General features: G+C 73.2%; 15 protein-coding genes. 9 read left to right on the top strand and 6 right to left on the bottom strand.

Annotation, left to right across the window (positions count from 1 at the left end; genetic code table 11):
• Positions 1-573, bottom strand: a 573-nt coding sequence (locus ABT041_RS37750) for an SDR family oxidoreductase (RefSeq protein WP_351193363.1), incomplete at its 3' end; no start/stop codon positions are given.
• Between the two features lie 118 nt (positions 574-691).
• Between ABT041_RS37750 and ABT041_RS37755 the strand changes: the two genes are divergently transcribed.
• The 6 genes from ABT041_RS37755 (at position 692) to glgP (ending at position 9,904) form a co-directional block, all read left to right on the top strand.
• Positions 692-1,675, top strand: coding sequence for an AraC family transcriptional regulator (locus ABT041_RS37755; RefSeq protein ID WP_351193366.1), 984 nt, complete (start codon positions 692-694; stop codon positions 1,673-1,675).
• A gap of 149 nt (positions 1,676-1,824) precedes the next feature.
• Complete coding sequence (locus ABT041_RS37760) at positions 1,825-3,279, top strand: 4-hydroxyphenylacetate 3-hydroxylase family protein (protein WP_351193368.1); 1,455 nt, start codon at positions 1,825-1,827, stop codon at positions 3,277-3,279.
• Complete coding sequence (locus tag ABT041_RS37765; RefSeq protein WP_351193371.1) at positions 3,276-4,712, top strand: MFS transporter; 1,437 nt, start codon at positions 3,276-3,278, stop codon at positions 4,710-4,712. Before ABT041_RS37760 ends, ABT041_RS37765 begins: the two co-directional genes overlap by 4 nt.
• A 41-nt stretch (positions 4,713-4,753) precedes the next feature.
• Entirely contained in the window at positions 4,754-5,857 is a 1,104-nt protein-coding gene (locus ABT041_RS37770) for a monodechloroaminopyrrolnitrin synthase PrnB family protein (protein ID WP_351193373.1), read from the top strand.
• Between the two features lie 33 nt (positions 5,858-5,890).
• On the top strand, positions 5,891-7,225 hold the full coding sequence (locus ABT041_RS37775; RefSeq protein WP_351193375.1) for an FAD-dependent monooxygenase: 1,335 nt from the start codon (positions 5,891-5,893) through the stop codon (positions 7,223-7,225).
• A 129-nt stretch (positions 7,226-7,354) separates the two neighbouring features.
• Entirely contained in the window at positions 7,355-9,904 is a 2,550-nt protein-coding gene (gene glgP / locus ABT041_RS37780; protein WP_351193377.1) for an alpha-glucan family phosphorylase, read from the top strand.
• A 63-nt stretch (positions 9,905-9,967) separates the two neighbouring features.
• On the opposite strand, the gene ABT041_RS37785 is transcribed toward glgP, so the two are convergent.
• Both ABT041_RS37785 and ABT041_RS37790 read right to left on the bottom strand, forming a co-directional pair.
• The gene (locus tag ABT041_RS37785; RefSeq protein WP_351193379.1) at positions 9,968-11,986 is read right to left on the bottom strand and encodes a M4 family metallopeptidase; all 2,019 of its coding nucleotides are present in this window, start codon (positions 11,984-11,986) and stop codon (positions 9,968-9,970) included.
• A 248-nt stretch (positions 11,987-12,234) separates the two neighbouring features.
• Positions 12,235-13,134 carry a TetR/AcrR family transcriptional regulator C-terminal domain-containing protein gene (locus ABT041_RS37790; protein WP_351193381.1) on the bottom strand — a complete coding sequence of 300 codons (900 nt, stop codon included), beginning with the start codon at positions 13,132-13,134 and terminating at the stop codon, positions 12,235-12,237.
• A 125-nt stretch (positions 13,135-13,259) separates the two neighbouring features.
• On the opposite strand from ABT041_RS37790, the gene ABT041_RS37795 reads away from it, so the two are divergent.
• The gene (locus tag ABT041_RS37795; RefSeq protein WP_351193383.1) at positions 13,260-14,750 is read left to right on the top strand and encodes an MFS transporter; all 1,491 of its coding nucleotides are present in this window, start codon (positions 13,260-13,262) and stop codon (positions 14,748-14,750) included.
• Between the two features lie 40 nt (positions 14,751-14,790).
• Here the strand turns inward: ABT041_RS37795 and ABT041_RS37800 are convergent, their stop codons facing one another.
• Both ABT041_RS37800 and ABT041_RS37805 read right to left on the bottom strand, forming a co-directional pair.
• Positions 14,791-16,587 (bottom strand): ABC transporter ATP-binding protein, encoded by a 1,797-nt coding sequence (locus ABT041_RS37800; protein ID WP_351193385.1) that lies wholly within the window; start codon positions 16,585-16,587, stop codon positions 14,791-14,793.
• Complete coding sequence (locus ABT041_RS37805) at positions 16,584-18,362, bottom strand: ABC transporter ATP-binding protein (protein ID WP_351193387.1); 1,779 nt, start codon at positions 18,360-18,362, stop codon at positions 16,584-16,586. Before ABT041_RS37805 ends, ABT041_RS37800 begins: the two co-directional genes overlap by 4 nt.
• A 339-nt stretch (positions 18,363-18,701) precedes the next feature.
• On the opposite strand from ABT041_RS37805, the gene ABT041_RS37810 reads away from it, so the two are divergent.
• The gene (locus tag ABT041_RS37810; protein WP_351193389.1) at positions 18,702-19,940 is read left to right on the top strand and encodes a hypothetical protein; all 1,239 of its coding nucleotides are present in this window, start codon (positions 18,702-18,704) and stop codon (positions 19,938-19,940) included.
• Positions 19,941-19,943: 3 nt separating this feature from the next.
• Here the strand turns inward: ABT041_RS37810 and glgX are convergent, their stop codons facing one another.
• Positions 19,944-22,145 (bottom strand): glycogen debranching protein GlgX, encoded by a 2,202-nt coding sequence (gene glgX / locus ABT041_RS37815; protein ID WP_351193391.1) that lies wholly within the window; start codon positions 22,143-22,145, stop codon positions 19,944-19,946.
• Positions 22,146-22,360: 215 nt separating this feature from the next.
• Here glgX and ABT041_RS37820 point away from each other — a divergent pair, with 215 nt between their 5' ends.
• On the top strand, positions 22,361-23,527 hold the full coding sequence (locus ABT041_RS37820) for a L,D-transpeptidase (RefSeq protein ID WP_351193394.1): 1,167 nt from the start codon (positions 22,361-22,363) through the stop codon (positions 23,525-23,527).
• Positions 23,528-23,641: the final 114 nt, after the last annotated feature.

Raw genomic sequence — 23,641 nt, forward strand, 5'->3', positions numbered from 1 at the left:
CGCGAGCGCCGCCTCCGCCAGACCCCGGTGCGACAGCCACGCCGTGCGCGCCGACTCCGGCAGCGGGTAGGCGAGGACCCCCTCCTCGACCAGGGCGGGACCGTTCCACGGCGAGAACAGGTTGTCCAGGTACACCGGCGGCCTGACCACGACGAGCGGCACCCCGCTGTCCCGCAGCACCCGCTCCGCGAGCCGCCGCGTCTCGAAGGCGGGGACGTCCGTCGGCCCCAGCGGGAGCCGGGTGTTGGCGTTGAACACCAGGCGCTCCGTGCCGGCCGCGAGGGCCGCCTCCGCGATGTTCCGCGCGTACGCCTCCACCCGCGTCTCCTCGTACACCAGCGGCATCGTGACGAACGCGTGCGTCGTCCCCGCGAACAGCCGCCGCACGTCCCCCGGCACCCCCAGGTCCCCGGAGAGGAAGAAGGCTCCCGGCAGCGGCGGCCGGTCCGCCTCCGCGCGCCGGGTCAGCGTCCGCACCCGGTGATGCCGCTCGGCGAGCAGGCGGGCCACCGCGCCGCCCTGAAAGCCGGTCGCGCCCACGACCGCCACCCGCATCGGAATCTCACTGTCCATGTCTGTCCAAGGCCCTTCGATAGGCTGTCACCGCTGCCGTGACGGCGTCCCTCCAGGCTCCCCGCGGCGGCTTCGGCCGTTCAATTAACAAACCGGGGCGGAAGTTGAAGGATCGTCCATGGAAACCGTGGGAACCGACCGTCACGACCAGCGCGACCCCCTCGATCCTCCCGGTGAAGGGGAGCACGAGGACCTGCTGAGCGAGCTCCTCAAACCCCTCCGGCTCACCGGAGTCTTCGACAGCCGCTGGCACGTCCGCGCCCCCTGGGCCATCGAGGGCGACGCCGAACGCAGCTGCGCCGTCCTCCACTACGTCGTCGAGGGCGACTGCTGGATCACCGCCGAAGGCGAGACCCCCGTCGAACTCCGCGCCGGCGACCTCGTCGTCTTCCCCACCGGCGCCGCCCACCGCCTCTCCGACCGGCCCGAACGCCAGGGCGTCCCCCTCAAGGCCGTCCTGCCCGAACGGCAGCCCGGCACCTCGGGCGAGATCGTCATCGAGGGCAGCGGACCCGAGAGCCGCCTCCTGTGCGCCGGACTCCACTACGACGCCAGCGCCGCCACCGGCCTCTACACCTCGCTGCCCTGGGCCCTCGTCCTCGACGGCCGCCAGGTCGACCGCGAACCCCTGCTCCGCGACACCCTCCGGCTGCTCGCCGCCCCCGACCGGCCCGTCGGCCCCGGCGACCGGCTCATCACCCTGCGCGCCTTCGAGATGGCCCTCGTCCTCGCGCTCCGCCCGCTGCTCCGCGAGCTCGCCGGGAACCCGGCCTCGCTGCCGCTGCTCCGCCACCCCGGGATCAGCAGGGCCGTCGTCATGATGGCGACCCGGTTCGCCGAACCGTGGACCATCGACACCCTCGCCCGCGAGGTCGGCATGTCCCGCTCCGCCTTCACCGCCGCCTTCCGGGACCTCGTCGGCGACTCCCCGGCCCGCTACCTCGCCGCCCGCCGCATGCAGGAGGCCGGCCGGCTCCTCACCGAGACCTCCCTGCCGCAGTCGGCCCTGCCCGCCCGCGTCGGCTACCGCAGCGCCGTCGGCTTCCACCTCGCCTTCCGCAAGTGGTTCGGGGTGACCCCGGGCGAGTACCGGACCGCCTGAGACCGCGCGACTCCTCCGACCTGACATCTTCGGGGGCCCCTGGACGGTTCTTAAGGACCCCTGGACGGACGTTCATTGTCCGTCCGGGGCGCCCCCGGACAGGCTCGGGACCGGCAGAGCCGTGACATCCGAGGAGAGGCGAGACACCGGTGACGAGGTCCGGGCAGGAGTATCTGGAGGGACTGCGCGACGGGCGCGAGATCTGGCTCGACGGCGAGCGGGTCAAGGACGTCACCGCCCACCCCGCCTTCCGGGCCACCGCCGCCTCCTTCGCCGGCCTGTACGACCTCGCCGACGACCCCGTGCACCGGCCCGTCCTCGTCCAGGGCGGGGTCCGCCGCGCCTGTGCCGTGCCCCGCTCGTACGAGGACCTCGTCGCCCGCCGCCGCGCCTTCCGCACCACCGCCGAGGCGAGCTACGGCTTCCTGGGCCGCACCCCCGACTACATGGCCGCCGGCGCCGCCGGGTTCGCCGCCGCGCCCGCCGTCTTCACCGGCGACACCTTCGACGGCGCCGAGCACGCCCTCGCCTTCCACCGCAGGCTCGCCGAGGGCGACCTGCACACCGCGTTCACCCTCACCAACCCGGCCTCGGCACGCGTCTCCGGTTCCGGGTCCCGCTCCGGTGAGGACGACCTCACCCTCCGGGTCGTCGCCGAACGCGACGGCGGGATCGTCGTCCGCGGCGCCAAGACCATCGGCACCGGTGCGGTCTTCGCCGACGAACTCCTCGTCGGCACCATCGAACCGCTGGCCGCCGACGACACCGAGCACGCCGTCACCTTCTCCGTACGCCTCGACACCCCCGGCCTCAAGCTGATCTCCCGCACCTCCTACGAGGAACGCGCCCGGTCCGTCTTCGACCACCCGCTCTCCTCCCGGTACGACGAGAACGACGCGATGCTCGTCTGCGAGGACGTGTTCGTGCCCTGGGAACGCGTCCTCACCTACCGGGACCCGGTCACCACCGGCGCGATCTGGTGGCGGACCCCCGCCTACCTGAACTTCGTCCACCAGTCCGCCACCCGGTTCTGGACCAAGCTGGAGTTCCTCACCGGCCTCGCGATCCTCCTCGCCCGCTCGAACGGCACCGGGGAACTGCCGCCCGTCACCCAGGCCATCGGCCGGCTCCTCGGCATGGTCGCCCAGGCCAAGGCCTTCGTCCTCGGCGCCGAGGCCTCGTACGAGGAGGTCGACGGCGGGCGCGGCGGAGTCAGGCCCGGGCAGGAGATCTCCTTCGCCCAGCGGATCATGGCCGGCGAGCTCTACCCGCGCGCCGTCCAGGACATCAAGCTCCTCGCCGGAGGCGCCCTCGTCCAGCTCCCCGCGAGCGGCCGCGACCTCCTCCACCCCGAACTCGGGCCGCTGGTCCGCCGCTACTTCGCGGCCCCCGGCCAGCCCGCCGAGGACCGCGTCAAGCTCCTCAAACTCGCCTGGGACGCCCTCGGATCGGAGTTCGCCGGCCGTCACGAGCAGTACGAGCGCTTCTACCACGGCGCCCCGCACGTCTACCTGACGATGCAGACCTGGGCCGGCGCGGCGGAGGAGTGCGAGAGCCTCGCCCGGGCCTGCCTCGACGGCTACGGCCTGGGGACCACCCGGTGACCCGAGGGCCACGGCGCGGGGCGCTCGCGCTCCTCGCCTCCACCCAGCTGCTGCTGATCACGGACACCGCGATCGTCAACGTCGCCCTGCCCTCCGTCGGCGAGGACCTCGGCTCCGGCTCCACCGGCCTGTCCTGGGTCGCCAACGCCTACCTCATCGCCTTCGGCGGGCTGCTCCTGCTCGGCGGACGCGTCGCCGACCTCCTCGGCCACCGGCGGGTCTTCCTCGGCGGCCTCGGCCTGCTCGCCGTCGCCTCCGCCGCCGGTGGTCTCGCCCCCGGCGCCGACGCCCTCGTCGTGGCCCGCGCCGCCCAGGGCGTCGGCGCCGCCCTCGCCGCGGCCGCCGCCTTCGCCCTGCTGCTCCTGCTCTTCCCCGACGGGCCCGCCCGGCACAGGGCGCTGGGCGCGTTCGCCGCCATGGGCGGTCTCGGCGGCGTCCTCGGCACGGTCCTCGGCGGTGTCCTGACCGATCTCCTCGGCTGGCGCGCCACGTTCTGGCTGAACGTCCTCCTCGCCGCAGCCCTCGCCGCCCTCGCGGTCCGGATCCTCGACCCGCGAGCGGGAGTGGCCTTCCGGGGCGGCTTCGACCTCACCGGGGCGCTCACCGCCACCGCCGGACTCGGTCTCGTCGCCTACGCCCTCGTCGGCGGCGCCGAAGCGGGATGGCTCACCACCCGCACGCTCGGCGCCGGAGGAGCCGGTCTGGCGCTGCTCCTCGCCTTCGCCGCCACCGAGACCCGGGCCGCCGCCCCGCTCGTGCCGCCCTCCGTCCTCGCCCGGCCCGCACTGCGCCGGGCCAACGTCCTCGCGGCGCTCGCCCAGACCACGCTGTTCCCGATGTTCTTCCTGGTCAGCCTCTATCTGCAGAGCGTCCTCGGGTACGCGCCCCTCGGCGGCGGCCTCGGACTCCTGCCGCTCTCCCTCGTCGTCGTCGCGGTCGCCCCGCAGACCGGCCGGATCATCTTCCGCCTCGGCCTGCACCGGACCATGACCCTCGGCTTCGTCCTGCTGTGCGCCGGGACCGCCTGGCTGGCCCTCGCGCTCACCCCGGACGGCACCTTCACGAGCACCGTCCTCGCCCCCAGCCTCCTCCTCGGCGCCGCCCTGCCGCTCGTCATGGTCACCACCAACGTCGCCGCCACCGCCGACGCCGCGCCCGAGGAGACCGGACTCGCCTCCGGACTCGTCAACACCAGCCAGCAGTTCGGCTCCGTCCTCGGCCTCGCCGTCCTGGTGGCCGTCGCCACGACCCGTACAGGAGACGCCGGTCGTACGGCGGACACCACGCGTACCGGCGCCGTCGACGCCGCCCGCGCCGCCGCCGAGACCGCCGGCTTCCGCGCCGCCCTGCTCACCGGCGCCGCCCTCGCCGCGCTCGCCGCCCTGCTCTCCGTACGCCTGCCCGCGGGGGAGCCGGTGCACGAACCGCGCTGACCGCGACCCCGACCCGAACCCCCGGAAGAAGGAGTGCTGCCTTGCTCGGCGACCCGCGTCACACGACCGAGGACATACGCGCCGCCGACCCGCTGGGCGCCGACGCCCTGCTCGCCGCGGTGCCCGGGATGAACGCACGGGCCGACACGGCCGCCCTCACCGTCGCCCTGCGCGCCCTGGTCCCCGACCCCGAGGAGGCCGCCCAGTGGAGCGTCGGCGGCGCGCTCGCCGCCATGCGGGACCTCGGCATCCTCCTCGGCTCCCTCAAACGGCACGGCGTACAGCCTCTGGCCGCCGTGCCCGAGGCGCTGCCCGTCCTCGAACTCCTCGGCCGGCGCACCGACATGATCCCCCGGGACACCGTCCACCACTACACGAGCTGGAACCCGACGGGCCCCCGCCGCCGCACCTACACCGGCCACCCCACCGAGGCCCGCCTCCAGGACGCCGTACGGATGGTCTTCCCCGGACTCGTCGCCGCCGTCGAGGACTGCGCCCGGCTCGCCCGCCTCGAACCGTACGACCCCGGCTTCCCGGCCGCCCTCGACCGCATCGCCGGACACGTGCGGGTCATGGTCGACTCCATCGACCTCACCGTCGCCCAGGTCCCGCCCGCGTACTTCGCGCTCACCCTCCGCCCGTACTTCGAGGAGGTCGAGATCGCCGGCCGCGACTACCTCGGCCCGGCCGCCGCCCAGGTCCCGCTCTGGCTCGTCGACCTGACGCTGTGGCAGTGCGACCGCTCCGACACCGTCTACGACGCCTTCCTCGACGAGTCCCTGCCCTACGCCCTGCCGTCCTGGCGCGCCTTCCACGCCCGGCACCGCGGCGGGATCTCCGCCGTCAGCAAACTGTCGGCCGCCGTCAGCTGGGAGGGCGCCGACCGGCTGCCGCCCTCGCTCACCGCCTCCGCGGAGGCCCTCGGCCGCGTCCTGCGGCTCCTGAAGACCTTCCGGGCCCGGCACCTCGGCATCGCCCGCAAGGCGTACAGCGACGACCTGCGCCTGTACGAGGAGGGCAGCGGCGGGGCCCCCGTCGCGCTGCTGCGCTCCATCCTGGACCTGACCAGGGAGAACGAGACCATGGTGCGCCGCGCGACCGTGCGGCGCTCGCCCGCCGGGGCCCCCGTCGGCCCGGCCGCGTAGGACACGCCCCCTCGGTGCGAAGGAGCAGACCAGATGTCCCCCCACACCCCGTACGGGCCGCCGTACGGTCAGAGCCCCCACATCGTGATCGCCGGCGGCGGCATCGCCGGACTCACCGCCGCCCTCGCCCTGCACACCGCCGGATTCGAACGGGTGACGGTCATCGAGGCCTCGGCCGCCATCCGGCCCGTCGGCGCCGGACTCAACCTGATGCCGAACGCCGTCCGCGAACTCGACGCCCTCGGCCTCCTCGACGCCCTGGAGGCCGGCGCCCTGCGCACCCGCGAGCTCCGCTACTACCACCGCTCCGGCGGCCTCATATCCCGCGAACCGCGCGGCCTCCACGCCGGCTACCGCTGGCCCCAGCTCTCCGTCCACCGCGGCCACCTCCAGCAGGTCCTCGCCGGCGCCGTCCGCGCCCGGCTCGGCACCGCCGCCCTCGTCACCGGCGTCAGGGCGACCGGCGTCGAACTCCTCCCCGACGGCCGGACCCGGCTGCGCCTGGAGCACCGCGAAGGGCCCATCAGGGGCCGGGCCTCCCTCGAACCGGACGTCCTCATCGGCGCCGACGGCATCCGCTCCGCCGTCCGCGCCGCCCTGAACCCGGCCGAGGGCGCGCCCCCGTGGAACGGGATGCTCGTCTGGCGCGGGGTGTCCCGGATGCCCGCGCGGGCCGTCGGCTCCTTCATGTTCATCGCCGGAGACGACCGGCAGAAGGCCGTCGTCTACCCCATGAGCCGCCCCACCGGACCCGGCCGTGAGGTCCTCGTGAACTGGGCGCTCGCCCGGCCCGCCGACACCCCCCGCGAAGCCCGCGAGGAACGCCTCCGGGGCGACTGGAACCGGCCCGTCCCCGTCGACAGCTTCCTCCCGTACTACGAGGGCTGGGAGTTCGACGGCGTCAGCGTCCCGGCCGTCCTGCGCGCAGCCGACACCGCCCACGTCTATCCGATGGTCGACCGCGACCCCCTCGACCGGTGGACCCACGGCCGCACCACCCTCATCGGCGACGCCGCCCACGCCATGTACCCCATCGGCTCCAACGGCGCGACCCAGTCGATCGTCGACGCCCGCGCCCTGGCCCACGCCCTCGCCCTCCACCCCGACCCGGCCGAAGGCCTCGCCGCGTACGAGCGCGAACGCCGCCCCGCCATGACCGCGCTCCAGCACGCCAACCGGGAACTCGGCCCCGAGGTCGTCATTAACCTCGCCCACGCGCGCGCCCCACACGGCTTCACCGACATCCGGCAGGTCATTCCCGCCGAGGAACTCACGGCGATCGCCGCCCGGTACGCCGCCACGGGAGCCTTCGACCCGGCCACCGTCAACGAGGGCTCTCCGTACGAGCCGGCGGTCCCCACCGCCTGACGCCCCGGGACCGGCGGGCGCGGCCGGCAGACGCCCCGTGGACCGACGAGCGGGCGTGCCCTACCGTCTTGGCGGCACACAGCGTGGTGCGCCCGCTCCGTTCCGTACTCGCCTGCGAAGGTGGACAGCGTGAAGGCAATCCGTCGATTCACCGTGCGTCCCGTCCTCCCCGACACCCTTCGACCCCTCGCCGGCCTCGCGCACAACCTGCGCTGGTCCTGGCACGAGCCCACCCGGGCGCTCTTCGACTCCCTCGCGCCCGAGACCCCGGCCGGCGCCGACCCCGTCCGGGTCCTCGGCGCCCTCGAAGCGCCCCGGCTGGCCGCGCTCGCCGCCGACCAGGAGTTCCTGGGGCGGCTGCGTACCGCCGCCGATGACCTCGATCAGTACCTGCGCGGACCCCGCTGGTACCAGGAGCGGCCCGGCGACGCCCCGGCCGCCGTCGCCTACTTCTCGCCCGAGTTCGGCGTCGCCGCCGCCCTGCCCCAGTACTCCGGCGGCCTCGGCATCCTCGCCGGAGACCACCTCAAGTCCGCCAGCGACCTCGGCGTCCCCCTCATCGGCGTCGGCCTGCTCTACCGGCACGGCTACTTCCGGCAGTCCCTCGGCCGCGACGGCTGGCAGCAGGAGCAGTACCCCGTCCTCGACCCCGGCGAGCTGCCCGTCACCCTGCTCCGCGAGGCCGACGGCACCCCCGCCCGGATCAGCCTCGCCCTGCCCGGTGGGCGGAGTCTGCACGCCCAGATCTGGATCGCCCAGGTCGGCCGTGTTCCGCTGCTGATGCTCGACTCCGATGTCGAGGAGAACGCCCCCGGCGAACGGAACGTCACCGACCGGCTGTACGGCGGCGGCAGCGAGCACCGGCTGCTCCAGGAGATGCTCCTCGGCATCGGCGGCGTCCGCGCCGTCCGCACCTACACCCGACTCACCGGCCACCCCGCACCCGAGGTCTTCCACACCAACGAGGGCCACGCCGGCTTCCTCGGTCTCGAACGCGTCCGTGAACTCGGCGGCGAGGGGCTGGACTTCGACGCTGCCCTGGAGGTCGTCCGGGCCGGCACCGTGTTCACCACCCACACCCCCGTCCCCGCCGGCATCGACCGCTTCGACCGGGCCCTCGTCGCCCGCCACCTCGGCGACGACGGCGCCCTCCCCGGCGTCGACCTCGGCCGGATCCTCGCCCTCGGCGACGAGACCCCGCTCGGCGGCGAGCCCGGCGTCTTCAACATGGCCGCCATGGGCCTGCGCCTCGCCCAGCGCGCCAACGGCGTCTCCACCCTCCACGGTGCCGTCAGCCGCTCCATGTTCGCCGGACTCTGGCCCGGCTTCGACGCCGACGAGGTGCCGATCGGCTCGATCACCAACGGCGTCCACGCCCCCACCTGGGTCGCCCCCGAGGCCGCCCGGCTCGGACCCGACGCGAGCGACCGGGAGCTGTGGGAGCTGCGCCGCACGCTGCGCGAACGGCTCGTCGGCGACGTACGGGACCGGCTGCGGGCCTCCTGGCGGCAGCGCGGCGCCGCCGACGCCGAACTCGGCTGGACCGAGACCGTCCTCGACCCCGACGTCCTCACCATCGGCTTCGCCCGCCGCGTCCCCTCGTACAAGCGGCTCACCCTCATGCTCCGGGACAAGGACCGGCTCCGGTCGCTGCTGCTCCACCCCGAGCGGCCCGTGCAGCTCGTCGTCGCCGGCAAGGCCCACCCCGCCGACGACGGCGGGAAGCGGCTCGTGCAGGAACTCGTCCGGTTCGCCGACGACCCCCGGGTGCGGCACCGCATCGTCTTCCTGCCCGACTACGGCATGGAGATGGCCCGCGGCCTCTACCCCGGCTGCGACGTCTGGCTGAACAACCCCCTGCGCCCCCTGGAGGCCTGCGGCACCAGCGGCATGAAGGCCGCCCTCAACGGCTGCCTCAACCTGTCCGTCCTCGACGGGTGGTGGGACGAGTGGTTCGAGCCCGACTTCGGCTGGGCCATCCCCACCGCCGACGGCGCGGCCGCCGCCGACGAGGACCGCCGCGACGACCTGGAGGCCGCCGCCCTCTACGAGCTCATCGAGCGCCGGGTCGCCCCCCGCTTCTACGACCGCGGCCCCGACGGGGTCCCGGCCGGCTGGACCGCCATGGTCCGGCGGACCCTCGCCGACCTCGGGCCGAAGGTGCTCGCCGACCGGATGGTCCGCGCGTACGTCGAGGAGCTGTACGTGCCCGCCGCCGGCGCCCGCCGCGCCCTCACCCCCGACCGGGCGCGGCACCTCGCCGCCTGGAAGGCCCGGGTCCGTGAGGCGTGGCCGGCGGTGGCCGTGGACCACGTGGAGATCGGCGACGACCTCGCCGAGGCCGACGCCGAACTCGGCGCGACGCCCGTCGTCCGCGTCCGGGTCGCGCTCGGCGGCCTCGAAGCCGACGACGTCGAGGTGCAGGCCGTCACCGGCCGCGTCGACGCCGACGACACCCTCACCGCCACCCGCACCGTCACCCTCAAGCCGGCGGGCGGCCCCGACCTGGAGGGACGGCTGCCCTACGCCGGCACCCTGGAGCTCGACCGGACGGGCTCCTTCGGCTGCACCGTCCGCGTCCTGCCCGCCCACCCGCTCCTGGCCCACCCGGCCGAACTCGGCCTCGTGGCCCTGCCGGAGGAGACGACGGGGGAGGGGGCGGGGGTCCTCCTGAGGTAGCCCGGGACGCGCGGGCGCCCGGAGGGAAGGTTCCCTCCGGGCGCCCGCTGCTTCGTTCCGGCCTTACGGGAAGGTCAGCTTGAAGCTGTTGATGTAACCGGTGTCGATCGACGCCTTGTCCTGGACGCGGAGCTTCCAGACGCCGTTGGCGACCTCGGAGGAGGCGTTCACGGTGTAGGTCTGGTTGATGTTGTCCGCGCTGCCGCCGGCCCGGTTGCTCAGGTTGTAGACCGAGCCGTCGGGGGCGATCAGGTCGACGACGAGGTCACCGATGTAGGTGTGGACGATGTCCACGCCGACGGCGAGGTTGCTCGGCGCGTTGCCGGAGACACCCGAGACGGTCAGCGAGGAGGTCACCGCGACGCCGTTGTCCGGGATGGACACGTCGGCGTCGTTGGTGAACACCGTGCCGCCGCCGGGGCCGCCGGGGCGGGAGCCGACGTTGACCGCGGCCCAGGCGTTCTCGACCGCCGCGACCTCGGCGCTGCCCGCCCCGTACAGGTCGGTGGCCGCCGCGACGGTGCCCGTGCGGGCGCCGGCGTAGTTGGTCGACGAGCCGAACTTGGTGGTGAGCGCCTTGAACCAGATCATGCGGGCCTTGTCGAGGCCTATGCCCGTGACCGGCAGGCCGTCGGAGGTCGGCGAGTCGTAGCTCACGCCGTTGACGGTCTTGGCGCCGCTGCCCTCGGAGAGCAGGTAGAAGAAGTGGTTCGCCGGGCCCGAGGAGTAGTGGACGTCGATGGAGCCGATGCCCGAGTACCACGCGTCCTTGGACGAGCCGTCCTTGCTCGGCTTGTCCATGTAGCGCAGCGGGGTGCCGTTGCCGCGGATGTCGATCTTCTCGCCGACGAGGTAGTCGCCCTTGTCGTTGGCGTTGTTGGCGTAGAACTCGACGGCCGCCGCCATGATGTCCGAGGTGGCCTCGTTGAGGCCGCCGGACTCACCGCTGTAGACCAGGCCGGCGGTGTTCGAGGTGACGCCGTGCGTCATCTCGTGCGCGGCCACGTCGATGGACGTCAGCGGCTTGGCGTTGTTGGTGCCGTCGCCGTACGTCATGCAGAAGCAGGAGTCGGACCAGAAGGCGTTCACGTAGGCGTTGCCGTAGTGGACGCGGGAGTACGCGCCGACGCCGTCACCGCGGATGCCGGAGCGGCCGTGCACGTTCTTGTAGTAGTCCCACGTGAGGGCGGCACCGTAGTGCGCGTCCGCGCCCGCGGTCTCCTTGTTGGACGGGAGGCCGTTGCCCCAGGTGTCCGTGGTGTTGGAGAACAGCGTCCCGGTGCCCGACGTACCGCCGTTGAGGTTGTACGTCTTGTGGTTGCCGCGCGTGGTGTCGGTCAGCGTGTACGAGGGCGCGGTGCCGAGCGTCACCTGGCCGCTGTACATGGTGTTGCCGATGCCGGTCTCGATGGCCTGCCACTCGTAGAGCTTCGCGCCGGTGTTCGCGTCCGTCACGACGTGCAGCTCGTTCGGGGTGCCGTCGTGCTGGAGGCCGCCGACGACGGTCTCGTACGCGAGGACGGGCGCGCCCTGGGCCATCCAGACGACCTTGCGCGGGGCGCGGTCGGCGGCGGTCTTCTTCGAGCCCTCCGCGGCGGCGAGGCCCAGGGCCTGCTTCTCGGCGGCGGCCGGGGCGACGTCGGCGGCGAGGTCGACGTTCTTGAGCTCGGCGCGGTTGGACTTGATGACGCCGGTGGTGGCGCCGGCCTTGGTCTCGGCGACGATCAGGTCACCGCCGAGGACGGGGAGTCCGGCGTAGGTGCGCTCGTAGCGCGTGTGCGTCGTGCCGTCGCGGTCCTGGACCACGTCGCGGACGACCAGCTTCTCCTGGGCGCCGAGGCCGAGGGACTTGGCCGTGGCGGCCTTGTCGGCGTCCGCCGCCTTGATGAGCGCGGTGCGCTCGGCGGGGGAGAGGTCGGCCGGGAGCTTGCCCGGGTTGACCTTGCCGAGGGGCGACGCCGCGGGGGCTGCCCCGAAGGTGCCGGCCGAGGCGGTGCCGGCCTGCACGCCGAGGGTGAGCATGGCGGCGGCGGCGATCAGAGCGCCGGTCGCGGTGGCGCGACGGCTGGGCGTGGATCTCACGCAGACTCCTTATGCGAGGGGGGTACCGGCGGGCTTGGGTGGGTCCGTCCGGGCGGAGCAAGGAGAGCTGTGGAGCAGGTACTTGTGACGCCTCGGGTGTGCGGGCTCGCGATGCTGAACCCGTTCGGGTGAGGCGGTGAACTGTGGTGCGAACAACCGGGGAGAGAGTGACAGAACTGTCGGGTACCTGTCAGGACCGTGTCGGGAAGTTGGCTGGAAACCGTCCGCTGCCCGTACGGTAGTGTTCGTTAACCGGACGTTTCGTCGATCATGGCCGCGATGCCGTCCAACGTTCGGCGGAGCCCGAATTCGAAGAGCGCCTCCAGGTCCAGACCGAAGCCCCCGCCGCTGGTGACCGCCGCCAGCTCCGGGTACTGGCCGGCCGCCTGGATCGCGTCGAACCGTGGCTCATTCTGTTCCATCCACTCGCCGTCGGAGATCCCCGTGTCCTGACGCGCCTGCTCCTCCAGATCGTTCGCCATCGACAGGCCCTGGATGTACGCGAAGATCAGGAGATGGGCGTGGAGCTTGTCCGTCGAGGAGAGCGGCGTGCCCCGCAGCGAGCGCAGGATCCACTCCGTGTACCTCATCGCGTTCGGCGTCGCCACCGGCCGCGTGAACGACGCCATCGCGTGCGCCATCCACCGGTGCCGGGTGTACACCCCGCGCAGCCAGCGCGCCCCCCGCTCCAGGCCCGTCCGCCAGTCCGCCGGCACCGGGCCCAGCGGCACCTCGCCGCACGCCGCGTCCGAGATCAGCCGCACCAGCTCCGCCTTGCCCGGCACATGCCGGTACAGCGCCATCGTCGACGTGTTCAACGTCGTCGCCACCCGGCGCATCGTCAGGGCGTTCAGGCCCTCCGCGTCCGCCAGTGCGAGTGCCGCGCGGACGATCCGGGACTGGGTGAGGGGCGTCGTCCCGGCACCCCTGCCCGGGTTCACCACCACCGTTCCCACGCCCGGCTCCACCCGCACCAGGCCCTCCTGGCGCAGCGCCGCCAGCGCCTTCGTGGCCGTCGCCATCGCCACGCCCCACTCGCGCGTGATCGCCCGCGTCGACGGCACCCGGTCGCCCGGGGCCAGTTCGCCCGCGTGGACGCGGCGCCGGATCTCGGCGGCGATGGTCAGGTAGGGCGGTTCCGGCGGCATGGCGGGGGAGTGTACTAGTGCACCTGTGCGGTGTATACCCGCCTGAGCTGGTGCTCTTTCGGGATGGCCGTGCGTGCACTAGGGCGTTCGTGGCGTCGTACGCCCCGCGTTGCTTCCCTGCTGCCATGACCCTCATCGCAGGCCCTTCCACGGCGGCAGAACCCGTCCGTGCCGGACGGCGTGAATGGACCGCCCTCGGCGTTCTGATGCTCCCTCTCCTCCTCGTCTCCATGGACGTCTCCGTCCTCTACTTCGCCATCCCCTCCATCGCCGCCGACCTCCGGCCCGGGGCCACCCAGCAGCTGTGGATCCTCGACATGTACGGCTTCGTGCTCGCCGGGCTCCTCGTCACCATGGGCTCCCTCGGCGACCGCGTCGGGCGCCGCAAGCTCCTCCTCCTCGGCGCCGGGCTCTTCGGCGCCGCCTCCGGGGCCGCCGCCTACGCCCACAGCCCCGGCGCCCTCATCGGCGCCCGCGCCCTCCTCGGCGTCGCCGGCGCCTGCCTCATGCCGTCCACCCTCGGCCTGATCCGCACCCTCTTCCAGGACCCGGCCCAGCGCGCCAAGGCCGTCACCCTCTGGACCACCGTCATGGCCGGCGGCATCTCCCTCGGGCCCGTCGTCAGCGGCGCGCTCCTCGAACACTTCTGGTGGGGGTCCGTCTTTCTCATCAACCTGCCCGCGATGGCCCTCCTCCTCGTCCTCGCGCCGGTGCTCGTCTCCGACTCCAAGGGTGCCGCGGACGGTGGGCGGTTCGACGTCGTCAGCGGCGTCCTCTCGCTCCTCGCCCTGCTGCCCGTCATCCACGGCCTCAAGGAACTCGCCAAGGACGGCTGGGCGCCGCTGCCCGCGCTCTCGGTCGTCGCCGGGCTCCTCCTCGGGCTCGTCTTCGTCCGCCGGCAGGCAAGGCTCGACCACCCCATGGTCGACCTGAGGCTCGTCCGGACCCCCGCGTACGGCGGCTCCCTCGTCGTCAATCTGCTCGCCATGGCCGCCACCGTGGGGTTCGCCGTCTTCCTCACCCAGTACCTGCAGTCCGTGCTCGGACAGAGCCCGCTCGAGGCGGCCCTGTGGAGCCTCGTACCCACCGGGGGCGTCATGGCCGCCGCGCCCCTCGCCGCCGTGCTCGCCCAGCGGGTCGACCACGCGTACGTCATGGGTGGCGGGTTCCTCGTGTCCGCCGCCGGGTTCGGATGGCTTGCTTTCATCGAACGCGGCACGCCCTTCTGGGTCGTGCTCGTCGGCAGCGCCGTCTACGCCGGCGGGCTCGTCGCCTCCATGACCCTCGCCAACGAGCTCGCCCTCGGCGCCGCGCCGCCCGAGCGGGCCGGTGCCGCCGCCGCCGTCCTCGAATCCGGGTCCGAGCTGGGCGGGGCGCTGGGGATGGCCGTCCTCGGGGCGGTCGGGGCCGCCGTGTACAGCGCCGCGATGCCCGTCTCGGCCCCGGACGCCGCTCGGGAGACGCTGGGGGGTGCGCTGTCGGCCGCGCCCGGTGTCGTCGAGGCCGCGCGGGGCGCCTTCGTCGAGGCGATGTCCGGTGCTGCCCTGGGCGCTGCTCTGTTGATGCTCTTCGCTGCCGTGCTGTCCGTGGTGCTGCTCCGAAGGCGGACCGCCTGACGGGGGTCGTCCCCCACTTATGTCTGACGGCCCCTTTCCCTCAGCCCACCAGGCTCTCCCGCCACGCCTGGTGCAGGCCCGCGTAGTGGCCCCGGCCCGTCACCAGGGCCTTCGGGTGGCCGTCCTCGACGATGCGGCCCCGCTCCATCACCAGCACCCGGTCCGCCACCTCCACCGTGGAGAGGCGGTGGGCGATCACGACGGCCGTGCGGCCCGCGAGGACCGTGTCCATGGCCTGTTGCACCGCGCGTTCGCCCGGTACGTCCAGGGAGCTCGTCGCCTCGTCCAGGATCAGGACCGCCGGGTCCGCGAGCAGGGCGCGGGCGAAGGCGACCAGCTGGCGCTGGCCGGCCGAGATCCGGCCGCCTCGCTTGCGGACGTCCGTGTCGTAGCCCTCCGGGAGGGCGCTGATGAAGTCGTGCGCTCCGATGGACTTGGCCGCTTCCTCGATCTCGGTCCGGGTCGCCTCCGGGCGGCCGATCGCGATGTTGTCCGCGACCGTGCCGGAGAAGAGGAACGCCTCCTGGGTGACCATGACGACGTTGCGGCGCAGGTCGGGGGTGGTGAGGTCGCGCAGGTCCACGCCGTCCAGCCGTACGTGGCCTTCCGTGGGGTCGTAGAAGCGGGCCAGGAGTTTGGCGAGCGTCGATTTGCCCGCGCCCGTCGCGCCCACCACTGCCACTGTCTGGCCCGCGGGGATCGTCAGGTCGAAGGCGGGGAGGATCTCGCCGCCCGTCCGGTAGGCGAAGTTGACCCGTTCGAAGGTGATGTCGCGGCCGTCCGACCTCGGTGGCAGTTCCTTGGGCGTTGTCGTCTCCGGGACTCCCGGCTCCTGGGCCAGGAGGCCGGCGATCTTCGTGAGGGACGCCGCCGCCGACTCGTACGAGTTCAGGAACATGCCCAGGCGGTCGATCGGGTCGTACAGGCGGCGCATGTAGAGCACCGCCGCCGCCAGGACGCCGAGTTCCAGTGTTCCCGCCGCCACCCGGTACGCGCCCCACAGGCACATGCCGGCCACCGCCGTGTTCGCCACCAGGCGCGAACCGACCACGTAGCGGGCCATCTCCAGGAGGGCGTCGCCGTTGCTGCGTTCGTGGCGGTGGTTGAGCGTCCCGAACTCGGCGTCGTTCGCCCGTTCGCGGCGGAACGCGCGGACCGGGCGGATGCCGTTCATCGTCTCCGCGAACTTCACGATCACGCCCGCGATGGCCGTGGAGCGTTCCGCGTACACCCTGCCCGCCCGGGTCCGGTAGAGGCGGATGAGGAGGGAGAGAGGGAGGAAGGAGGCCACCGCCACCGCTCCGATGCCCCAGTCCAGCCAGAGGAGGACCAGGGAGATCGACGCGAAGGAGAGGACGACGCCGATCAGTTCCTGGAGGCCCTCCGAGAGGAGTTCGCGCAGCGATTCGACGTCCGTGGTCGAGCGGGAGATGAGGCGGCCCGAGGTGTAGCGCTCGTGGAAGTCGACGCTGAGGAGTTGGGCGTGGCGGAAGATGCGGCCCCGGAGGTCCAGGAGGACGTCCTGGTTGATCCTCGCCGCGCCCCGTACGAACCCGTACTGCAGGGCGCCCGAGAGGGACGCGCAGAAGAGGTAGCCGAGCGCCACGGCGATCACCGGGCCGTGGTCCCCCTCGCGGAAGGCCGGGACCCCTCGGTCGATCGCGTACGCGACCAGGAGCGGGCCCGCCTGCAGTGCCGCCTCCCTGACCAGGAGGGTCAGGGCCAGCAGCGCGACACGGGTGCGGTGGGCGGTGAGGAGGGAGCGGAGGAGCTTCCCCGTCGCCCCCTCGGGAGCCGGGAGGTCGTCCTGGTCGAAGGGGTCGTCCGTCGTCGTCATCGGTTCTCGGTCCCTTCCCCGGACATCAGCCAGGCGTACTCGGCGCTGCTGCGCAGCAACTCCTGATGGGTGCCCACGGCCGCGATCCTGCCCCGTGAGAGCAGCGCGACCCGGTCGGCGAGCATCACCGTCGACGGGCGGTGCGCCACGACCAGGGCCGTCGTCTCCCTGAGGACCTCCCGCAGGGCCGCCTCGACCCGGGCCTCCGTGTGGACGTCGAGCGCCGACAGCGGGTCGTCCAGGACCAGGAACCGGGGCCTGCCCACCACCGCGCGGGCCAGGGCCAGTCGCTGCCGCTGGCCGCCCGACAGGCTGAGGCCCTGCTCGCCGACCTGGGTCGCCGTGCCGTCCGGGAGCCGGTCGACGAAGCCGTCCGCCTGGGCGACGCCCAGGGCGCGCCGCAGTTCCGGGTCGCCCGCCTCCTCCGCGCCCATCAGGACGTTCTCGCCGACGCTCGCCGAGAACAGGGTCGGCTCCTCGAACGCCATCGACACCAGGGAGCGCAGTTTCCGCCGCTCCATGAGGGCGATGTCCTCGCCGTCCAGGAGGATGCGGCCCGTCGTCGCCTCGTGCAGCCGTGGTACGAGGGCGGTGAGCGTGGTCTTGCCGGAGCCCGTGCCGCCCACCAGGGCCATCGTCTCGCCCGGCCGGATGTGGAGGTCGACGCCGTCCAGGACGGGGGGCGTCTCGTCGGGGGCGTCCGGGTAGCGGAAGGTGACGTTCTCGAAGCGGACCCCGTCCGGGGTGTGGCCGCCGGTGGTGTCGCCGCTCGTCTCCGTCTCCTCCGGCGCGTCCATCACCTCGAAGTACCGCTCCGTCGCCGTCGCCGCCTCCTTGCTCATCGCGAGCAGGAAGCCGATCGACTCCACCGGCCAGCGCAGCGCCAGCGCCGTCGACAGGAACGCGACCAGGGTGCCGGCGGAGAGGTTCCCGTCCGCGACCTGCACCGTGCCCAGCACGAGGGCCGCCCCGATGGCCAGTTCCGGCAGGACGGTGATGACCGCCCAGATCATGGCCAGGAGGCGGGCCTTGGCCAGTTCCGTACCGCGGAGGTGCTCGGCGAGTTCGCGGAACGCCCTCGCCTGGCTGCGGTGCCGGCCGAAGCCCTTCACGATCCGGATGCCGAGGACGCTCTCCTCGACGACCGTCGTCAGGTCGCCGACCTGGTCCTGGGCCGTGCGCGCCACCTTCCCGTACCGGCGCTCGAACAGGCTGGAGACCAGGACGAGGGGGAGCACGGGCGTCAGCAGCACCAGGCCGAGGGACCAGTCCTGGCCGAGGAGGAGGACGTAACCGGCGAGGATCGTGACGCCGTTGACCAGGAGGAAGGTCAGCGGGAAGGCCAGGAACATCCGGACCAGCATCAGGTCCGTCGTCCCGCGCGAGAGGAGCTGTCCCGAGGGCCAGCGGTCGTGGAACGCGATCGGGAGGCGCTGGAGTCTGCCGTACAGGTCGGCGCGCATCCGTGCCTCGACGTTCGACAGCGGGCGGGCCACCAGCCAGCGGCGGAAGCCGAAGAGGACGGCCTCGGCGATGCCCAGCAGAAGGAGGTACAGCGCGCCCAGCCAGACGCCCTCGGGGTCGCGGTCGGTGATGGGGCCGTCCACGAGCCACTTGAGGACGAGGGGGATGACGAGCGACAGACAGGAGGCGACGATCGCGACGAACGCGGCCGTGAAGAGCCGCCCCCGCACGGGCCTCACGTACGGCCAGAGGCGGAGCAGGACGCGGACCGTCGAGCGGTCGGAGGACGGGGGCAGCGGTTTCTCGGGCATCAGGTCCGACCATACGGTTCACCACTGACGCGCCTCATCCGGTTTTCGGCCGTCCCCGGGCAGCGGCCGGGCGGCCCGTGTCGTCCCCGGGCAGCGGCCGGGCGGCCCGTGTCGTCACCGGGCAGTGGCCGGGCGGCCCGTGTTCGTCCCCGGGGTAGCGGCCTTGGCGGCCCGTGTCGTCCCCGGGCAGCGGCCGGGCGGCCCGTGTCGTCACCGGGGTAGCGGCCTTGGCGGCCCGTGCCGTCCCCCGGCAGCGGTCGGGCGGCCCGCCGGTCATCCGGAGCGAGCTGCTCCGTAGGATCCCTGCCCTGAAGAACGACCAGGGGTGGGAGAACGACGATGAGGCATTCCAGAGGACTCCGCACGGCGGCCGTCACGCTGCCGCTGCTCCTCGCGGCCGTCGGTTGCCAGACGGCGCAACCGGCCGGGGAGCCGGCGGCGAAGGCGGCCTCGCCGACCGGCAAGCCGGTCTTCGAGGAGCGGCTGAGCGCCCAGCTGGGCGCCGCGTCCCGGGCGACCGCCGCGAGCGGCTCGGCCCGCTTCACCGCCACCGTCACCTACGGGTCGGCCGGAGGCGACGCCGTCGAGCGGACCACGGGCGTCCTCGACTACGCGAAGGACACCGCCCGCGTCGAGCGGTCCGTCGTCGTCCCGCGCCGCTTCCCTGAGAAGGCGGCGACCGAGGACCTCGGCCGCGCTCCGGGCGTCGACGCCCGCGAGCGGTACGCGGTCGAGGAGAACACCATCAGCTACCGGACCCCGCGCGGCACCTGGCTGCGCTACTCCGCCTCCGGGTCCAAGGAGTTCACCGACACCGTCTCCGGCTTCCTGGAGTACGCGGGTGAGGCGGCCCCCTGGGGCCGGACGCTGGCCGAGGTGGTGCACCACGCGAGTGCGGAGCGGAGCCCGGAGCGGACCGCCGCCGGCGGCCGCCGTTACGAGCTGAAGATCTACGCCCGGACCGCGTCCGAGGCCCTGCCGAACGAGATCGCGTTCCACCTGAACTACGCGCGCTCCGACGACAAGGTGCCGCTGACGGTGGAGCTGGACAAGGACGGGCGCCTGGTCCGGGCCCAGGCCGACTTCGCCCCGGCCCTCGGAGGCCTGCACGCCGAGGGCGTCCTCGTCGGCGTCACCTCGCTGCGCGCGGACTACGTCCTGGCCGGCCACGGGAGCACGAAGGTGCCGCCCGTGCCCGCCGGCGAGCCGTCCCAGGACGCCGAGAAGACCACGACCACCGTGGACGCGCTGAAGCCGGGCGCCTGCGCCTCCGAGGACACCGGCCTGGGGTCCATGACCCGGATCCTGCCGGTGCCCTGCGGCAAGGACGCGGACCTGCGCGTCTTCGGTCACGCCCGGGTCGACAAGACGGTCCAGGGCGATCCGCAGGGCGTGGGCGAGGCGGCGGCCGGCGAGAAGTGCCGGTCCCGCTACCGCTCGGCTCCCGCCGCGTGGACCTCCGGGGCCCGGCCCGCGGGCTCGTTCCAGGTCTACGGCGGCACGAGCATCAGCTACGAGTACACCGGCGCCGACTCCACCGTCAGCGGCGACTACACCTGCTACGTCAGCCTGCGCTGACCCTCACCCCCCGACCCGCAGCAGGACCACGGAGCGGGGGGCCACCGTGAGGGTCGTGCCGCCCTCGTGCCGGGTGCCCGGGGCGGCCGACTGGTTCTCCGCCGCCGTGTCCACCAGGAGTTCGTACGTCGCCGCCCACGGCGGTCCCGGCAGGCGGAAGTCCAGGGGCCGGGGCCCGGCGTGCAGGACGGCGAGGAAGCTGTCGTCGGTGATCTGTTCGCCGCGCGCGTCCCGCCCCGGGATGTCGCGGCCCGACAGGTAAAGCCCGAGCGTCGCCGTCGGCGCGTACCAGTCCCGTTCCGTCATCTCCGTGCCCCCGGCGGTGAACCAGGCCAGGTCCCGCAGCCCGTCCGCGCCCTGCGGCCGGCCGGAGAAGAAGGCCCGGCGGCGCAGGACCGGGTGGCGGTTGCGGAGGGCGAGGAGGCGGCGGGTGAGGGCGAGGAGGCCCTCGCGGCCCGGGTCTTCCGGGAGGGTCCAGTCCAGCCAGCCCAGCTCGTTGTCCTGGCAGTACGCGTTGTTGTTGCCGCCCTGCGTCCGGCCCATCTCGTCGCCCGCGACGAGCATCGGGACCCCGGTGGAGAGCAGGAGCGTGGTGAGGAGGTTGCGCTGCTGGCGCAGGCGCAGCGCGTTGACGGCGGGGTCGTCCGTCTCGCCCTCCGTCCCGCAGTTCCACGAGCGGTTGTCGTGCGTGCCGTCCCGGTTGCCCTCGCCGTTCGCCTCGTTGTGCTTGCGTTCGTACGTCACCAGGTCGCGCAGCGTGAAGCCGTCGTGGGCCGTGACGAAGTTGACCGAGGCGTACGGGCGCCGCCCGCCCCACGCGTACAGGTCGCTGGAGCCGGACAGCCGGTAGCCGAGGTCCCGGACGTCCGGGAGCGCCCCGCGCCAGAAGTCCCGTACGGCGTCCCGGTAGCGGTCGTTCCACTCGGTCCAGAGGGGCGGGAAGGCGCCGACCTGGTAGCCGCCGTTGCCCACGTCCCAGGGTTCGGCGATGAGCTTGACCCGGCGCAGGACCGGGTCCTGGGCGATCACCGCCAGGAACGGGGACAGCATGTCGACGTCGTGCATCGAGCGGGCCAGCGCCGCCGCCAGGTCGAAGCGGAAGCCGTCGACGCCCATCTCCGTGACCCAGTAGCGCAGGGAGTCGGTGATGAGGCGCAGCACCTGCGGCTGGACGACGTGCAGCGTGTTGCCGCAGCCCGTGTAGTCCGCGTACCGGCGGGCGTCGGACTGGAGGCGGTAGTAGCCGCGGTTGTCGATGCCCTTCAGGGAGAGCGTCGGGCCCAGTTCGCCCGCTTCCGCCGTGTGGTTGTAGACCACGTCGAGGATGACCTCGATCCCCGCCGCGTGCAGCGCCCGCACCATCCGCTTGAACTCGCCGACCTGCTGCCCGGCCGTTCCCGAGGAGGAGTAGCCGGCGTGCGGGGCGAAGTAGCCGACGGAGTTGTAGCCCCAGTAGTTGCGCAGGCCGCGGCGGAGGAGGTGGTCCTCGTGGGCGAACTGGTGCACCGGGAGCAGTTCGACGGCCGTGACCCCGAGGCGTACCAGATGGTCGATCGCCGCCGGGTGGGCGAGGCCCGCGTACGTGCCCCGCAGGTGCTCGGGGATGCCGGGGTGCTGTTTCGTGAAGCCCTTGACGTGCAGTTCGTAGATGACGGAGTCCTGCCAGGGCGTCTTGGGCCTGCGGTCGTCGGACCAGTCGTCGTCGTCATGGACGACGACCCCCTTGGGGACGTACGGGGCGGAGTCCCGCTCGTCGCGGACGGTGTCGGCCACGTGCTGCTGCGGCCAGTCCCGGACGTGTCCGTACACCTCGGGGGGCAGCGCGAAGTCGCCGTCGACGGCCCTCGCGTACGGGTCGAGGAGCAGTTTCGCCGGGTTCCAGCGGGCGCCCGTCCACGGGTCCCAGCGGCCGTGCACCCGGTAGCCGTACCGCTGTCCGGGGCCGACGCCGGGCACGAAGCCGTGCCAGATCTCGTGGGTCAGCTCGGTCAGCGGGAGCCGTGTCTCGGTCCCGTCGGCGGCGAAGAGGCACAGCTCCACGGCCTCCGCCCCGCCCGCCCACAGGGCGAAGTTGGTGCCCGTCACCCCGTCGGGGCCGACCCGGCAGCGGGCCCCCAGGGGGGTCGGCGCCCCCGGCCACACCGGTGGCGCGGCCCGCTCCAGGGCATGCTCCGGTACCGCCTCCTGCTCGGCTGCGCTCGCCACCGTCCCGGCCTCCCGCGGCTCGTCGGGCCCGCACCCGGGGGAGCGGCGGCGTCCCGGCCGTCGCTCCCGCGCGTGGTTCTCCCCCTGTTCTGCCCGCACGGCCGTGCTCCCAACATGACCCGCACGCACGTTTCCCCTGGAGGGTGGCCGTCGTTGGGCCGGGCGTGACGTGTGTATGGAAGCGGGCGAGGCGCGCCCTCGTGGTGGCGGGACTGATGGCGGGGCTTGCGGGCTGCAGCGGAGCGGACGGCGGTGGCGGCATCGACGTCAGCCTGCCGGGGAAGGCGCGGGCGCCGGGAGACGTCATCCGGGTGAGTCCGGAGGACGGCAGCCGGGCGGTGCCGGCCGGCGGGCCCGTCGAGGTGGAGGTGGACAGCGGCCGGCTCGAACGGGTGACGGTCGTCCAGGTCGAGGACGGCCGGCGGGCCGCGGTCGCGGGGGAGATCTCGGCGGACGGGCTGCGCTGGCGGCCCCGGCCGGACACCCGGCTCGCGCTGGCCGCCAAGTACAGCGTGGACGCGGTCGCGCTGGACGCGCACGGGCGGCGCTCGGCCCGGCACACCACCTTCACCACCGTGGTCCCCGAGTCCCGTTTCATCGGCTATTTCAAACCGGAGAACCGTTCCACGGTCGGCACCGGCATGATCGTCTCCTTCGGCTTCAACATGCCGATCGAGAACCGGGCCGCGGTCGAGCGGGCCATCCGCGTCACCTCGGAGCCGCCGGTGGAGGTCGTCGGCCACTGGTTCGGCAAGGAGCGGCTCGACTTCCGGCCCGCCGCGTACTGGCGGCCCGGCACGAAGGTCACGGTCGAGCTGGGGCTGCGGGACGTCGAGGGGGCGCCCGGGGTGTACGGCATCCAGCGCAGGACCGTCGGCTTCACCGTGGGGCGTTCGCAGGTCTCCCTGGTCGACGCGGCCGCGCACACCATGGTGGTACGCAGGGACGGCGAGGTCCTCGCCACGGTGCCGGTCACCGCGGGCGCCCCGAAGACCACCACGTACAACGGGAAGATGGTCGTCACCGAGCTGTACGACGTGACGCGGATGGACGGCAGGACGGTCGGCTTCGGCGGCGAGTACGACATCAAGGACGTGCCGCACGCGATGCGTCTGACCGACTCGGGGACGTTCCTGCACGGCAACTACTGGGCCGACGCCTCCACCTTCGGCTCCGCGAACGTGAGTCACGGCTGTGTGGGGCTGAGGGACGAGAAGGGCGGCAGCGCGGACTCGCCCGCGGGCTGGTTCTTCGACCGGACGCTCATCGGGGACGTGGTGGAGGTGGTGAACTCGCGCGACAAGGAGGTCGCTCCCGACAACGGTCTGGGCGGATGGAACCTGGAGTGGAGCGAGTGGAAGGCCGGTTCCGCCCTGTCGTGACCCTCCCTCCCCCGTAGCACGCCGACTGGGACTGAACGGTGACATTCACGAGGAACTTTCGTGTCCTGCGGTGTGATTATCTAGCGCTGTGTGCGCGAGTGGATGCGCACGGGG

The organism is Streptomyces sp. NPDC002825 (assembly GCF_040295385.1).
In the GTDB taxonomy this organism is placed as follows: Bacteria; Actinomycetota; Actinomycetes; order Streptomycetales; family Streptomycetaceae; genus Streptomyces.